This window comes from Ruegeria sp. AJ12 (genome assembly GCF_056536245.1).
The window spans coordinates 1,007,993-1,021,814 of record NZ_JBQFJJ010000001.1 but is presented as its reverse complement, the minus strand read 5'-3'; the positions used below and the strand labels follow the sequence as shown (position 1 = coordinate 1,021,814).

The 13,822-nt window shown below is 55.9% G+C and carries 13 protein-coding genes and 1 pseudogene; 8 read left to right on the top strand and 6 right to left on the bottom strand.

Translation table 11 applies throughout. From position 1 onward, the window contains the following. Positions 1 to 192 precede the first annotated feature (192 nt). The 4 genes from ACR3E0_RS05090 to ACR3E0_RS05075 are packed head-to-tail and all read left to right on the top strand — an operon-like array spanning position 193 to position 2,291. Positions 193 to 624, top strand: coding sequence for a c-type cytochrome (locus tag ACR3E0_RS05090; RefSeq protein WP_480476792.1), 432 nt, complete (start codon positions 193 to 195; stop codon positions 622 to 624). A 10-nt stretch (positions 625 to 634) separates the two neighbouring features. After that, on the top strand, positions 635 to 976 hold the full coding sequence (locus ACR3E0_RS05085; protein WP_480476790.1) for a copper resistance CopC family protein: 342 nt from the start codon (positions 635 to 637) through the stop codon (positions 974 to 976). 2 nt (positions 977 to 978) lie between these two features. Then, positions 979 to 1,845, top strand: coding sequence for a copper resistance D family protein (locus ACR3E0_RS05080; RefSeq protein WP_480476788.1), 867 nt, complete (start codon positions 979 to 981; stop codon positions 1,843 to 1,845). A gap of 11 nt (positions 1,846 to 1,856) precedes the next feature. Further along, complete coding sequence (locus tag ACR3E0_RS05075) at positions 1,857 to 2,291, top strand: c-type cytochrome (protein ID WP_480476786.1); 435 nt, start codon at positions 1,857 to 1,859, stop codon at positions 2,289 to 2,291. A 400-nt stretch (positions 2,292 to 2,691) separates the two neighbouring features. Here the strand turns inward: ACR3E0_RS05075 and ACR3E0_RS05070 are convergent, their stop codons facing one another. Next, complete coding sequence (locus ACR3E0_RS05070; protein ID WP_480476784.1) at positions 2,692 to 3,606, bottom strand: LysR family transcriptional regulator; 915 nt, start codon at positions 3,604 to 3,606, stop codon at positions 2,692 to 2,694. A gap of 109 nt (positions 3,607 to 3,715) precedes the next feature. Here ACR3E0_RS05070 and ACR3E0_RS05065 point away from each other — a divergent pair, with 109 nt between their 5' ends. The 3 genes and pseudogenes from ACR3E0_RS05065 (at position 3,716) to ACR3E0_RS05055 (ending at position 6,920) form a co-directional block, all read left to right on the top strand. Continuing rightward, a complete protein-coding gene (locus ACR3E0_RS05065; protein WP_480476782.1) occupies positions 3,716 to 4,339 on the top strand; it encodes a glutathione S-transferase family protein in 624 nt (207 codons plus the stop codon). 12 nt (positions 4,340 to 4,351) lie between these two features. Next, a pseudogene (locus ACR3E0_RS05060) lies at positions 4,352 to 4,830 on the top strand (DUF1348 family protein). A 113-nt stretch (positions 4,831 to 4,943) separates the two neighbouring features. Next, the gene (locus tag ACR3E0_RS05055; protein WP_480476780.1) at positions 4,944 to 6,920 is read left to right on the top strand and encodes a pyridoxamine 5'-phosphate oxidase family protein; all 1,977 of its coding nucleotides are present in this window, start codon (positions 4,944 to 4,946) and stop codon (positions 6,918 to 6,920) included. 503 nt (positions 6,921 to 7,423) lie between these two features. Here ACR3E0_RS05055 and ACR3E0_RS05050 read toward each other — a convergent pair. Then, positions 7,424 to 7,678, bottom strand: a complete 255-nt coding sequence (locus ACR3E0_RS05050; RefSeq protein ID WP_480476778.1) for a hypothetical protein — start codon at positions 7,676 to 7,678, stop codon at positions 7,424 to 7,426. Between the two features lie 57 nt (positions 7,679 to 7,735). Here ACR3E0_RS05050 and ACR3E0_RS05045 point away from each other — a divergent pair, with 57 nt between their 5' ends. Further along, positions 7,736 to 9,181: an autotransporter outer membrane beta-barrel domain-containing protein gene (locus ACR3E0_RS05045; protein WP_480476776.1), complete on the top strand. Its 1,446-nt coding sequence runs from the start codon at positions 7,736 to 7,738 to the stop codon at positions 9,179 to 9,181. Positions 9,182 to 9,576: 395 nt separating this feature from the next. Here the strand turns inward: ACR3E0_RS05045 and ACR3E0_RS05040 are convergent, their stop codons facing one another. From ACR3E0_RS05040 to ACR3E0_RS05025, 4 genes are read right to left on the bottom strand one after another with little or no spacing between them, the layout of a single operon-like run. Further along, entirely contained in the window at positions 9,577 to 10,488 is a 912-nt protein-coding gene (locus ACR3E0_RS05040) for a glycosyltransferase family 4 protein (RefSeq protein ID WP_480476774.1), read from the bottom strand. 13 nt (positions 10,489 to 10,501) lie between these two features. Beyond that, positions 10,502 to 11,488: a glycosyltransferase family 2 protein gene (locus tag ACR3E0_RS05035; RefSeq protein ID WP_480476772.1), complete on the bottom strand. Its 987-nt coding sequence runs from the start codon at positions 11,486 to 11,488 to the stop codon at positions 10,502 to 10,504. 20 nt (positions 11,489 to 11,508) lie between these two features. Further along, positions 11,509 to 12,423, bottom strand: a complete 915-nt coding sequence (locus tag ACR3E0_RS05030) for a glycosyltransferase family 2 protein (RefSeq protein ID WP_480476770.1) — start codon at positions 12,421 to 12,423, stop codon at positions 11,509 to 11,511. After that, entirely contained in the window at positions 12,420 to 13,658 is a 1,239-nt protein-coding gene (locus ACR3E0_RS05025) for an oligosaccharide flippase family protein (protein ID WP_480476768.1), read from the bottom strand. The genes ACR3E0_RS05030 and ACR3E0_RS05025 overlap by 4 nt, the downstream gene beginning before the upstream one ends. Between the last annotated feature and the right edge of the window lie 164 nt (positions 13,659 to 13,822).

The following is a 13,822-nucleotide window of genomic DNA, read 5'->3' as shown; positions in this document are numbered from 1 at the left end:
GTACTGCGTCAACGTGATATTGACCCGGAGTTCCAAATTAGATCCCAAGCCAAGCTGAATGAACCAGATAGCCCTTACAGGCCCCCTGACGTTTGAAGCCGCGTAAATCCTTGCGAGCTTAGGCGAACGGCACGTGTGGCTGTTCGCGATGTCTCGCGGCGTTAACAGCTTACAGAATGTCAGGACCAATCCATGAAAAAAAGATACTTACTATTCGGCGTATGCGCCGTCGCTGCCGTCGCCGCTTTCATAACTCTTCGGCCCGGTTCAATCGAAGAGGCCGCACCTCAAGAACCACTTGAAGGCGATGCTATGGTCGCAATTCAGATACCGCCCATAGAGGGTAATGCCGCAATCGGCCAGCGTGTCTTTGAGGTCTCCTGCGCCTCCTGCCACGGCGTCAATGCGGTCGGTGTAGAAGGCGCAGGACCGCCTCTGATCCACAAAATATACGAACCCAGCCACCATGCCGATGAAGCCTTTCAGCGGGCGGTTTCACAAGGTGTAAGAAGCCACCATTGGCAGTTTGGAGACATGCCGCCAGTAGAAGGTCTGACGCGAGGTGACGTTGCTATGGTGATCGCGTACATTCGTGAAATTCAACGTGCCAACGGGATAAATTGAGGACAGGACCATGAAAAAGATAATACCGCTCGCACTCATGGTTACTCTTCCCAGCGGCTTGCTGGCGCATTCCAAGGTCGAAGAAACAACCCCTGCCGACGGAGCCACAATAACCACTGTGCCCGCTGAAATTGGTCTCAACTTTTCTAAGGACATCCGGCTGACACGGATAGAGATGGCCCATGAAGAACACTCGGCAGTAAGCCTAGATTTGGGCGACCAGACAAGTTTTGGTCAGGAGTTCACTATCCCTCTGCCGAGCAATGGAACGGGCACCTATGTCATTGAATGGCGAGGCTTAGGCGAAGACGGCCATGCGATGCAGGGTGAGTTTTCCTTCACTGTGGAATGAGCATGCCAGACATTTGGGGTATTGCCGCAGTCTTCGCAAAGCTGGGGCTCTACATCGGCTTTGCGGGCGCCACCGGACTAATGATTGTTAGCTGCCTCTATTCCGGCTTTGTCTCACCGATACACCGAATGATGAAGCGCCAAGCTAGGGCCTTGGCGTGCCTTGCTCTCGCCGCAACGGTGGTTGGCTTCATGCTTCGTGGGGCCGCCTTAACAGGCGGAGTTGACGGCATGGTCGATCCAGAGATGCTTGGTCTACTTTGGCAGACATCCGTAGGCGACGTACTTGTTTACCGCGTTATAGGCGCAGTGATGATCCTTGTGGGCCTGTCTATTCCTCACTTTGGTCTATGGATCGCATTGTTGGGTGGCACGGTGGCTTTGTGGTCCTTTGCACAGATCGGGCACGTGCCCGAACTAGAGAGTTTTGGCGTCCAACTCTTGCTCCTGTTGCATCTGCTATGTGTAGCCTTCTGGGTGGGTATCTTTAGCCCGCTGCGGAGTATGGCTCTCATGCCTGAACACCTGACAGATGCTGCTGAACTTGGTCATAGGTTTGGGCAAACTGCCGCGTTGGTTGTATCGGTATTGATCGGTGCTGGCCTATGGATGGTTTGGTTACTTATCGGCAATCTCCAAGGGCTCTTGTTCACTGGCTACGGGCAGGCACTGTTGTTAAAAGTGTTCCTTGTGGGGCTGTTGCTGATCCTCGCCGCAGCTAACAAGCTCCGATTTGTTCCGTCCATGCAAAATGGAGAGGTCAAAGCAGCACGACTCCTCGCTCGATCTATAGAGGTTGAGGCAATAGTCGTATTAGTGGTCTTGGCGACAACGGCTGCACTTACCAGCGTACTAACACTTCCGAGTTAAGGTAGGTAGAGATGAACAAACACCTGTGTGCACTCGCTATATGCAGTATTGGTACTAGCGTCGCTGCAGATCATGAGTTGTTAGATAGAGACCTAGCGAGTGGGCAGGAACTCTACGCAGAACAGTGTGCCTCATGCCATGGAGCTAATCTGGAAGGCCAACCCAACTGGCAGACACCCGGTGATGACGGAGTGTTACCTGCACCACCACATGACGTGACAGGGCACACATGGCACCATGATAACCAGCTACTGTTTGAGTATACCAAACAAGGTGGAGCAGACGCATTGTCAGCACGTGGTATTAAAGACTTCAACAGTGGCATGCCCGGCTTTGAAGGCACCCTGACTGACGAAGACATATGGGACGTGTTGGCCTACATACGCTCCACTTGGCCCGACGATGTTCAGCAAATGCAGGCCGGCCGCAACCTTCCGCACCAATAGGAGACAGTGGTCTGTTGTGTGTTTGGACATACACAGTTCAACGCAACAGGTTGTGCACTTCTAGGTGTGACACTATGGTGAGACACACTGCAAACCCACACACTACAATAGTGTTTACTATCAGTGCATTAGACGTTCGGCGGCGTTTCCCCTAGGCTCCACCAAAACCTAACTGGTGGTATGAGCACCAAAGTTTTTCCTTTTTGGCAGCAGCATTTTCCTTTAGGACCGAAGCGGCCTTAAATATTCCGTGCAGCAAATGGCCGGAATGAGCCCATTCCCCGTTATTCCCTCAATTATCATAGTAAGCGCAATATGACGCGCCGCCTGCGAGCTTTTGTCGATATGGCGAAGGCGCTCCGCAAGGCGGCATAGCGGAAGTTAAGTGCTTTTTTACGCATCAACCTGCGCCCACAGCTTCGCCATCAGGACACAAGGCCGGGTCGCCTGCGAGATGATCAATGAGTGCGCGCACTCTGGTTGTAAGGCGCCGGTTCTGCGGGAAAAGAGCCGCGACAACATATGGCGAGACCCGGTACTCGGCAAAAAGTTCCACCAAGTCTCCGGATTTCAGAGCATCTGCAACCGTATAGGCTGGGCAACGCGCTACTGCAGTGCCCGTTGCCGCAAGCCGCGCCGATCCTGCTGGTGCGTTCATCCGAAAGCGTCCGTTTACTGAAACAGCCTCTTCTTGGCCGTTGATCTTGAACCTCCAGACAGTGGGTTCTGTCATATTGCCGTCGAGAATACACTCATGCGTGGCCAGCGCGCGCGGGTGGCTTGGTGTTCCCGCCTGCTCCAAATAATCAGGCGCCGCACAGACGACCAAGGGCATGCGGCCAAGTTGCCGGACCTTGAGTGAGCTGTCACGCATTGGGCCAATCCTGATGGCGAGGTCGAAACCTTCCTCAACAATCGACACCCTGCGATCCGAGAACTGCAGATCGAGTTCCACATTGGGGTGTTTTGCGCCAAACCTTGCGAGTGATGGCGTAAGCCGCAGTGCTCCGAACCCTGTGGGCGCTGATATGTGTATCGCACCACGCAACGATGTCTGCTCGTTTCTGACCCTGTCCTCCAACTCATCAAACCCATCGAGGAGGGGCTCACACAAAGACAGGTATGTCGCTCCTGCATCTGTCAAAGAGACACTCCGCGTCGTACGATTGAGCAGCTGCACACCAAGCGCGTTTTCTAAATCAGCCACGTATTTGCTGACCAGACGCGCAGATCGCCCCATGCGCTGCGCCGCAATCGTGAAAGAGGCGTTCTTTGCGACGAGCGCAAAAGCACGCATACGATCAATCTTGTCCATCTTATTGCGCCCTCTCAGGGCTTAAACATACGCCAAGTTAGACAATTATCATCCAGATACGCAACAGGTACTGGATAATCGCAACTTGAAAAGATGACTGGAGCCTCAAATGTCTGACGCCGTTCGTATTCACCATTTCGCAAAATCAGGTCACGCACACCGCGCTTTGGTGTTTGCGAAACTCGCAGGGATCGCACATGAAGCCGTTCTCGTTGATCTGGTTGCCGGTGAACACAAGTCGCCCGAGTTTCTCGGCATGAACCCAGATGGGCAGGTGCCTGTTATAGAAGATGGCGAGGTAATTGTGTCAGATTCGAACGCGATCCTAGTCTATCTTGCACGGACGTATGCGCCTGACTGGATGCCAACCGACGCAATCGGAGAAGCCAATGTTCAGCGCTGGCTTACCCTGGCGGCAGGCGAAATTGCGTTTGGCTCGTGCGCCGCGCGATTGATCACCGTTTTCGGCGCACCATTGGATCCAGGCTTCGCTGCTGCAAACGCCGAAAAAGCGATGATAAAGCTGGAACATGGGCTTGAAGGCCGGGATTGGCTTGTTGGTGCCCGACCAACCATTGCCGATGTCGCGACCTACTCCTACACCGCGCATGCGCCAGAGGGGAATGTCTCGCTTGAGCCTTACCCAAATGTGCGCGCCTGGATTGCCCGTTTTGAAGCTCTCCCCCATTTTGAAGCTATGCCGGCGACGGCTGCCGGCCTTGTGGCTGAGTGAGGGGGTTTTGACATGACGCCCGAAGCCCGGCGCCATCCTTTACCTCCGTTTACGAAAGAGGCGGCCATTGAAAATGGTGCGCCTCGTCGAAGACGGTCGGAACCCGGGCGAAAGTTTCCCTTGCTTACACATCTGACAGCAAGTGGCACACTCGTGCTGAATTTCCGGAAGGGTGCGCTCAGATTGAGTAGCTCTTGGCCCGTAGGTGGGCCAAAGAGTTGGAATATCGCTTGATCAGAGAATTGTGGGTCATAACCGGTAGCATCGCGGTACGGTACGCCCACGGGCACCACGACGACAGTGGAAACTGGTTTCGGGCCTATGGCAACGAGAATTGGGAGTTCGATGAGAAGGGTTGCATGGCACGTCGCTTTGCCAGCATCAACGAGCACCCAATTCAAAAGACGGACCGGACGTTCCAACGGCCACTGCGGTGTCGCCCAGATGATCATCCGGGTTTAAGCGATGGGGCTTTAGTCCTGGCGCTGTGACAAAGACGACCGGTGACGCTTTCCATACATATTCGGCTGAATGAAACGCGTCATCGGCAGTATCGAATACCCTTGAGAGCATAGTGTCATCAGGCGGATGAAAGGATCAGGACATGGTACAGATACATAAATCTCACAAAGGTGAGCTGCTGCTTCAGGGCCGCCGCAATACACCAAGAGAACTTATCGAGTCCATTCCGCAATACATCCACGCTGACATGCCGCAGCAGCATGCAGAGTTTTTCGCTGATCTGCCCTATTTGCCGCTTGCAACGCTGGATCGTCATGGCCGTCCCTGGGTCAGTATTTTGGTTGCACGCTCTGAAAACGACCCATCCATCGGCATCAAAGTTTCGGCGGGCGACAACAGAATTGATGTCGTTGCTGAAACCAATCCCTACGACCCATTTGCCCGTTCTCTCACCCAAGAGCGAAAGCCTGACAACGAAAGGCGGCTCTTTGCTGGGGTCGGGGTCGACTTCACCAACCGGCGACGCAATAAAATCGCGGGGGCAATTGGCGCGTCCTCTGTCGACGAGGGGGGCAAGATCAGCTTGCAGTTGGTTTCCGATCAGCACCTCGGGAACTGCCCCAAATACATTACCGTGCGCACACTGACCTATGAAAAGCGCACCGCCGAACTCGCAAACGACAGCTTTGATACCCACACATCCGCATTGCCGGATGATGCCAAGGCCGTGGTGAACCGCGCAAGCACCGTGTTTCTAGCGACAAAGCACATCGGTGATGAAAGCACTTCGGGCACCCAAACCGATATGGGTGTTAATCATCGCGGCGGCGCACCGGGTTTTACCCGCATTTACGAAGAGGCCAATGACGGTCGCATCACGACGTATCTGGTGTTGCCGGACCATTCCGGCAATCGCTTTTACCAGTCGCTAGGCAATATCGAAACGGATCCGCAGGTCGGGCTGGTGTTTCCAGATTTCACCACGGGTGACGTTCTGTACATCACGGGTAGCGCTGAAAACCTGCTCGATGATCACGCGGAAGCGCTTATACCGCGTGTCCGCCTCTTGACGCGCATCAAGGTGACCGGGGCAGTCTTTGTCAAAGACGGTCTGAACCTGAGACTGACGTCACAAGAGCAATTCTCGCCCTACAATCCGCCGGTGAAACACTTGCGTCGGGAGTTACAACAGATGGGGCGCGCATTGTCTTCCGATGAAAACGAAGCCCCAGTCACTGCCACGCTCGTTTCGACAAATACGCTGTCTGACAGCATAACGACTTTCAACTTTGAGCTTTCGCAGCCGATCACAGCGCCATTGCCCGGCGGGTTCGGTGTCTTTGACTTTTCGGGTCTGCTGGGCGCCGGATACCGCCATATGAGCGAAGCAAACCCGCAACTCGTCAACGAGGATTACGTGCGCACCTGGACGCTTTCGAACACGCCCGGTTTTGACGCCGAGAGCCATGCGTTTCGCCCGACCAGTCGTGTGAGCGTCACGGTCAAACGCAAACCGGGCGGCCTGATGTCCAATCTTCTACACAACAACGCCCACAAACTGATCACGGACAAACTGCCGATTGAATTCAAAGGCATCGGTGCGGGCTTCAGTTGTTTTTCGCAAGGCATTGAAGGCGCTCCGCCAAACATCCCATCCAAGATGCTTTGGATCGCTGGCGGTGTTGGCATTACCCCATTCATGGCGATGTGGGACGGTATCCTTGAGGTGGCGAACGCACACCCGCAACAAACATCGACCGAAATCGTGCTCTTATTTTCCGGTCGTAGTGACGATATCAAAGTCCTGGAACACTTTGCGGCGCACAGCGGCCCTATCCCGGCCCAGGTGAAACTCCGAGTTGCGGCGTTTCAGAGCTTAGGAGATGACCCATTGGCCGCACAATCCGCAGAGGATGATCTGCGTCAGGCGTTCCCCGATGATGTGCTGCGACTCGAAGAACGGCGCGTGCAGGCTGACGATATTCAATCCATCTCAGAACTCGACACGCGAGAGGTCTATATGTGCGGGCCTGATGCGCTAATGACGTGGGGCGAAGCGGCGCTCACTGAACTGGACGTCGAAGAAGGCAGACGTCATCGCGAATCCTTCATCTTCTGATCGTAAAGTTTACAACGCCGTGCATGCAGGGCGTTGTACTGGTGACTTGCGACGGAACCCCGGAACCTAATCGGAACCTTAGTCCGGAACCGCTGTGTCCGATATCGAACTTGCGAACTTTGCGAAGCCGTCCATCGACATCAGTTGAACACCTTGTCTTTGCATCGCAACCAAACCTCCGGGATAAACTTGGGTTATAGCTTTAGGTACCGCAGCGACGCGGTAGTGATGGTCGGTTGCACCGTATTGCGTGCCCCGCACGCAGTTTGGAAAGGTCATTTCAACAAAAACCACGCTACAGTGGCGAAGCTGGAACGGTAGCCGTCACTAACTCGAGTTCGATCTCAACCACGGGCTTTGCAACTGACGGGATTTACGCGCAATCCGTTGGTGGCGGTGGCGGCAATGGCGGGACCGTATCTTCAGGTGCTGGTGAAATTGGCGAATTTGTTGTCGGCGGGACAGGTGGCAGTGGTGGCGGTGGGCAAACGGTTGACGTGACTTCAACCGGCACTATCGCAACAACAGGTATTGATGCAATGGGTATATTTGCCCAGTCCGTTGGTGGTGGCGGAGGCCGTGCGGGCGCTATTTCGCGCGCTTTGCAAGGCACCTTTGGCGTCAATTTGAACGTCGGCATTGCGCAAGGCGGAACCCTTTCGGCGGGCAATGGCGGCAATGGCCGTAAAGTTACCGTATCGGTCGGTGATGCAGATGATGGATCGGGCGGTATCACCACCACAGGCATTCGCGGTCATGGGGTCTGGGCGCAATCTGTCGGTGGCAGCGGTGGCGCGTCAAGTTGGGGTGGCGGCTTGTCCGGTGCCGAGAACCAAGCTGTCTCTTGGGCTGGCGGCGGCGGTGATTACGGATCAGGTGGCAATATCGATGTCACTGTGAATGCCCCCGTGTCGGTTTCGGGTGCGGGCGCCGTTGGTATCTTTGCCCAAAGCGTCAGCGGATCTGCAGTTGACACGGACGGCGGACAGAAATCGGGTGATATCTCCCTGGTTGTGAATAGCGAGATTTCCGCGACTGGACTGCGCGGTCGCGCAGTTTTACTGCAAAGCGAAGGCTATGATGGCAATGGTGAAATCTCAGTGAACGTAGGTGAAACCGGCTCGATCACAGCCGGTGGAGAAACCTCAGAAGCTATTCTCTGGGCGATGGGGAACAGCGAGAACAATCTGGTCAATCACGGCACGATCGAGCGGTCCGAGGTTATTGACAACGAAACCGGCACCTCAGGATATGCGCTGAAAACCTACGATAGCGAGATTGCCGTGGAAAACTACGGCGTGTGGAGCGGATCGGTTTCTTTGGCTGCAAACAAGTTGAACGGGTCGCCTGTCCAGAACACGTTCCAAAACTATGAAGGTGGTTCACTGGGCCTTGGGAACGAGTTCGACATGGGTCAAAGTACGTCTCAGGTTACAAACGCCGGGATCATGTCAGCAGGGTCAGTCGGGCGTATCGGAGGCTCGCTGGACGACGTGGCCACCACTGAGATCACCGGGACAATCACACAGTCTGATACCGGTTCGGTCTGGGTGGATTTCGAGTTCAATAGCAATATGGGCGACTTAATTTCTATCGAGGAAGGGCAAGCAACACTTGCGGGTACTGTTATTGCCAATCCCGTTGAAAGTTTGCCGCTCGATGGCGCGACAGGAAGCGTCGAGATCGTCAAAGGGGCTTCGTTAGGCGACACAATGGACCTGAGTGTCTCGGACACGGCGATCGTAACATACTCTCTGAGCACCGAATCCGACGGAACGGAAGACACCTTGTCGCTGAACTATGACGTAAACTACGCGGCATGGGACGCTGAGCCTGCAGATTCACAGGTTAATGTCACCGGGTCGAACAACAGTGACTATTCGGGCAACACAAACCTCGGTTCCGTAGCCAGATATGTGAGTAAACTGGCACTCACACGAAGCACAGCCGTTGCTTCTGGCAGCGACGAGTTCTCCAATGTGGATTCTTTTGTTTTCCCTCTGCTTGAAGTTGAAACAGTTGCGGAGGTAGCTGAGATCTATCAACATTTTATCAGCGCCGATCTGCTCAGGATGTCAGACGCGTCTTTGCGTAGTTCTTATCGATTTTCAAAGAACTTGATGTCATGCCCCGAACAAGAAGACGGGCGGGTCTCTTTCAGAAACGAAGGCAGTTGCTCGTGGGTCTCCCTTGGTGGCCTGACACGGAATCGAATTGTGTTGCACTTGCTACCCCCAACCCTCACCGGGAGCGGGTTTTAGAGGTGGGGGTGATCTGTCAGCCCATACTGATCAAAAGCAAAACTGCGCGTCAGCAAAGGATAGGTTCTGTCGAAAAAGGAAGAACTATGTGTGGCCTTACAAGAGATGTGGAACGTCGCTGATTTTTGGCTCAATCAAGCACCAAAACCTCTACAAACTTGCGAACCACGCCACTCAAATCTGCCTCAAACGTTAAGCATTTTTGACCCATCACGAAAGTGGTGCCCCCCTTGTGGCGCGGTGCATAAGTCTTGTGTCAAAAGGTACAGCGCCTACATGGCGAGTAGATTCGCTAGCCTGTTCGGAAGAACCCCTAGACAAATTATTTGGGGATGCAATCACCTATACTTGGCAAGCCTCGGCGATAGCACGAATATCGAATAGCAGGCCTGGGTTCAGCGGCTAGTCGCAGTATGGTCAGGAAGCAAACATTCGTTGATAGCACGTCGCCAAGATTCCGGATCGGGATTACAGAATGATACTCTTGCATCGCCCTCCCGATCACGCAGCCCATCAACTTTGCTGGAAATAACCGTGCGCCCGGCGGCAAGCGCTTCGTCCAGCACAAGTCCGTAAGCTTCCCACCGCGATGGGATCGCGACGATATCAACTGCTTGATAGGCTTCTGCCGGGTCCTCGGCGTGGCCCCGAAATTCGATGCGCGGGTCACCCTCTGCCAACGCCTCAAGGTATGAACGCTGGCTGCCTTCGCCAAAGACCAACAAACGCGCTGCCGGTGTTCGGGTTGACCGAAAGCCCTGGATCAGGATGTCGAACCCTTTCTGCTGCTCAAGACGCCCGATGGCACCAATTGTGATCTTTGACCTGGGCGGCGTCGTCTTGCGCGACAACTGTTCAAGATCAACGGTGGGAGGAATAACGGTCAGCTTTTCCGAAGCAATCAGACGTCGTTCCTTCATCCAATCCGACTGCGTATGGCTGACTGCGACCACCTGATCGAAGAAGGAATAGATCACCCTTAGCATCGCAAAGAACCGGCGTTTATGCAGGACGTTCAAGGTGGTGAATGCCCGGGTGTAACTGTGTTCGACATGGATCAGTCGCGTGTCCAGATGCGTCGCGCGAAGGGCCGAGAACGCAGGCAGGCTTCGCCAACTTGGTACGACGTGGGACACGATGACATCCGCATTCAGTTTGCCCCACGAAAACGCGGTCCGTTTGACCTTCAACACCTTTTGTTCGACCGCGCCGGACAGATCTGACTGCGCCATAAGATGGTCGAGCATCCGCATCACGCCGCCCGCTGTCGTGTCGTCTACCAGATGGAGGATCTTTTTATTTATCATGCTGATGCCTCTCTCAGATCGATTGCAGTTTGGATTTCATTTGCCCCAGCCGGGTGATCGGACCAGGTCCAAACGTTTTCAACACGAGGGCTGCGGCGAAGGTGCTGAACGATTTCAGAGGTTCCTCCAACACCGGGCGGAGGCTTTCCTGGACGCTTCGCGCAAACAACTCCCAAGCTGTCTCCTGGTCGAGGTTGGTGATGGCCCGTCGTGCCAGATAGCGCAGCTGATAGGCACGGGCTGAGGGTTCGTTGCGCGTGAAGAACTCAGGGTTCAGCGGGCGCAGTTTCGTGACCATCCTCTCCCATGCCTCTAACTGGCGATCCAAAGCCGCAGAAAGCCCACCCGCATTGATCCGGTAGTGGGTCAGCAGCCCCGGAACGCCTTCGATCTGCCAATCGGTCTTCAACATCAGCCGCATCCAGCATTCGATATCTTCGGACTGCCTGAAGGTCTCATCGAAGATCCAATCCCGCTCGGTCTCAAAACCCGGTCGGTAGGCCAGAGCCTCCAGCACTGTCTTCCGAATAACGGATGCCGATCCATTACCGATTGGGTTGCGCTTCAGAACATGGGCTGCGGTCACATCCCTCAGGCGGGGTGCTTGTTTGATCCCCATCATGCACCCCGCCTCGTCGATCAAGGCACTGCCGGAGTAACTCACCCCCACATCCGGTTCGGCCTTGAAATGGTGAATATGGGTCGCCAGCTTCTCGGGCATCCACAAATCGTCGGCGTCGCAAAAGCCGATGAACGTACCACGCGCGGCGGCGATGCCTGTGTTTCTGGCGCCCGCCAGCCCTCGATTGGCTTGCTGGACAAGTCGCACGCGTGGGTCGCTTTCGTGCGCGCGCGCAATCTCGGCGGTCGCATCCTGCGATCCGTCATCGACGATGATGATTTCGAAATCGTCATAGGTTTGCGCCTGCAGTGAGGCGAGCGTTTCGGCCAAGGTTGCTTCGGCGTTGTAGGCGGGTACGACGATGGATGCTGTGGGCATGGCGGTCTCCTTCAGAATTCTCATGAAAACAACGCGCGTTTGATCGCTTGCGGCAGGATCGGCGCCAGCGCGGCCCCTGCTGCGGTAGGCAGACCTCGGCGCAGGGGCAGCAGGAAACTGCGCGCATGCAAGCTCAAGCCGTTGCGTGTGTAAGACAGGGCCTCACCCTGATGCCCCAACCGCAGCGCCCGGCGGGCGAGGTAGCGCAGATAGACGGCCTCGGACGACCGCGACGGGAACACGCCATAAGACGCAGCCGTTTTCACCGCGTAGGCCCGTCCAGCGCGCATTGCGTTCAAGTCCGAGGACAAGCCCCTAGCGCTGGTACGATACCAGACCTGGAACCGATTGACCCCTTTGACGGTAAAACCTTCGCCTGCGAGGCGGATCAACAGCTCCAAGTCTTCGTTATGCAGCGTTCTCGTGTCCAATGCGCCAACGGTTTTGAAGACTTCACGACGGATCGAAAGATTGGACATGGTGCAGACCGGGTTCTCGGCCAACAGGTCCTGAATCGTCAGTGGAGCGCCAGGAACGGTCGAGCATGTCTGAGAATCTCCGGGCTGATCGGCGAAGAACCGGATCTGCCCAAAGACCGCATCCGTTGAGGCGGGTTGGAAGGCTTCAACTAGCTGTGCCAGCTTGTGCTTGTGCCACAGATCGTCTGCATCACAGAACGCCAGTATGTCACCCTTGGCCAGTTCGGCCCCATAGTTGCGGGCGGCACTTGGGCCATCAAAAGGGCTGCTCGCGACCTGGATGCGGGGGTCTTGCGCGATATGGTCCAGCACGATGGACAGGCACGCGCTTGAGGGACGGTCGCCGACGCAGATCGCTTCCCAATCCGTGAAGCTTTGCGCGCGAATGCTGGTCAGCGTGTCAGCAATTGTGTCCGCATCGGTGTGAAACGGCACGATGATGGTAAAGCGGGTCATTGGAAGCCGAGCCTTTCTGTTGTTTTGTGATCGCGAGGCATCAGCACCCAAGAGGCCGTCAGCATCAGGGCAGCACTGGTCAGCAGGTATCCAATCGCAACTGGCATCAGCCCGAACGGCGCCATGAACGCAGTGTTGAGGATCAGTGCGAAAGCCAAGGCTGCGCTGACCCGCAGCTCGGTGATCGCGCGGTTCTCGGACCGCAGCCAGCCGGCCACGGCGGACCAGATGACGCTGGGCAAAGCCGCAAGGCACAGCACCGAGACCACCGGTGAAATCTGCTGCCACTCTGCACCCAAGAGCAACGGCACATAAACCGGTGCAAGCGCGGCTTGCAGCAAAACCAGCGGGCTCAGCACCAGGAGGGACGTGCCGAGCCCGTGACGCAGCGCCTTGGTTTTGTCATGGGCTGCGCAAAGATGTGGGAAAAGAACGACTGAAAAGGCCTGCGTGAACGATGTCGCCAAGCCGAGCCCAGCGTTGAAAGCCATGAAGTAGATGCCAAGGCTCTCGGCCCCCAGCATCGCGCCGATCACAAGCTTGTCGGCCTGCAAACGCAGAACTTTGACAACCTCAACGCCCAGAACGGCCCAGCCGAAGCCAACAAAGGGGCGAAGGGCGGCAAAGCCTTGTTTGGTGTCAGATGTCCAGGGACGCAGGCGGCGCATCAGGACCAACCAGATCGGAGCAGCCAGCAATCGAGGCAGCACCAAAGCCAGCGGCGAGGCCCAGAGCAGCGCCAGTAGCGCCGCCATTACATTCGCACCAACCACCTGGCCTCCGGCAATGGCGGCGGTCTGTTGCAGCTTGCCCTCACGCATCGCAAGCGCGGCCTGCATCAGACCGGCGGGCATGAACAAGTACTCTCCGGCCAGAATGGCCAGAAGCAGTGCAAGAGTCTGATACCCCATCGCATAGAGGACAAGGGCAATGGACAGTTGCAGCAAGAACAGCGCCCCGCACCAGACCCAGAAAATACGATGCGCGGTGTTGCAGCGCTCTTCCAACTCAGCCTGAGGGGCTTGGATGATCCTCTGCCCCACGCCGTTCTCGGTCAGCGCCTTGAGGATATCCCCTGCGGCGAGGGCAGCAGCAGCCAGACCGATCGCCTCGGGGCTCAGGCTGCGGGCTACAACAATGACCACCACGAGACGCGAGGCTTTTGCCGCCACTTCAGACGCCGCGTAGGCCAGCAAGTGGCGTAGAAAACCGGTATGTACCAATTGCTGAGTCATGTCGCCAAATGTCCAAAAACAGTGTTGGGATCAGTTCTAATTAGCCGCGACACCTCTGTCCCAGACGCGGGAGGACAGCCAGACGAACCATCGGGCGAGCGACCTATCCGAATGAGATAAACGGCAATCCCTATGCCGGTCTGACGCACATCAAGACACTGCTG

Excerpts from the sequence above, each read along its gene's own strand:
- ACR3E0_RS05090 (WP_480476792.1), top strand. The coding sequence starts at position 193 with ATGAAAAAAAGATACTTACTATTCGGCGTATGCGCCGTCGCTGCCGTC.
- ACR3E0_RS05085 (WP_480476790.1), top strand. The coding sequence starts at position 635 with ATGAAAAAGATAATACCGCTCGCACTCATGGTTACTCTTCCCAGCGGC.
- ACR3E0_RS05080 (WP_480476788.1), top strand. The coding sequence starts at position 979 with ATGCCAGACATTTGGGGTATTGCCGCAGTCTTCGCAAAGCTGGGGCTC.
- ACR3E0_RS05075 (WP_480476786.1), top strand. The coding sequence starts at position 1,857 with ATGAACAAACACCTGTGTGCACTCGCTATATGCAGTATTGGTACTAGC.
- ACR3E0_RS05070 (WP_480476784.1), bottom strand. The coding sequence starts at position 3,606 with ATGGACAAGATTGATCGTATGCGTGCTTTTGCGCTCGTCGCAAAGAAC.
- ACR3E0_RS05065 (WP_480476782.1), top strand. The coding sequence starts at position 3,716 with ATGTCTGACGCCGTTCGTATTCACCATTTCGCAAAATCAGGTCACGCA.
- ACR3E0_RS05055 (WP_480476780.1), top strand. The coding sequence starts at position 4,944 with ATGGTACAGATACATAAATCTCACAAAGGTGAGCTGCTGCTTCAGGGC.
- ACR3E0_RS05050 (WP_480476778.1), bottom strand. The coding sequence starts at position 7,678 with ATGACCGCGAATGCCTGTGGTGGTGATACCGCCCGATCCATCATCTGC.
- ACR3E0_RS05040 (WP_480476774.1), bottom strand. The coding sequence starts at position 10,488 with ATGATAAATAAAAAGATCCTCCATCTGGTAGACGACACGACAGCGGGC.
- ACR3E0_RS05035 (WP_480476772.1), bottom strand. The coding sequence starts at position 11,488 with ATGCCCACAGCATCCATCGTCGTACCCGCCTACAACGCCGAAGCAACC.
- ACR3E0_RS05030 (WP_480476770.1), bottom strand. The coding sequence starts at position 12,423 with ATGACCCGCTTTACCATCATCGTGCCGTTTCACACCGATGCGGACACA.
- ACR3E0_RS05025 (WP_480476768.1), bottom strand. The coding sequence starts at position 13,658 with ATGACTCAGCAATTGGTACATACCGGTTTTCTACGCCACTTGCTGGCC.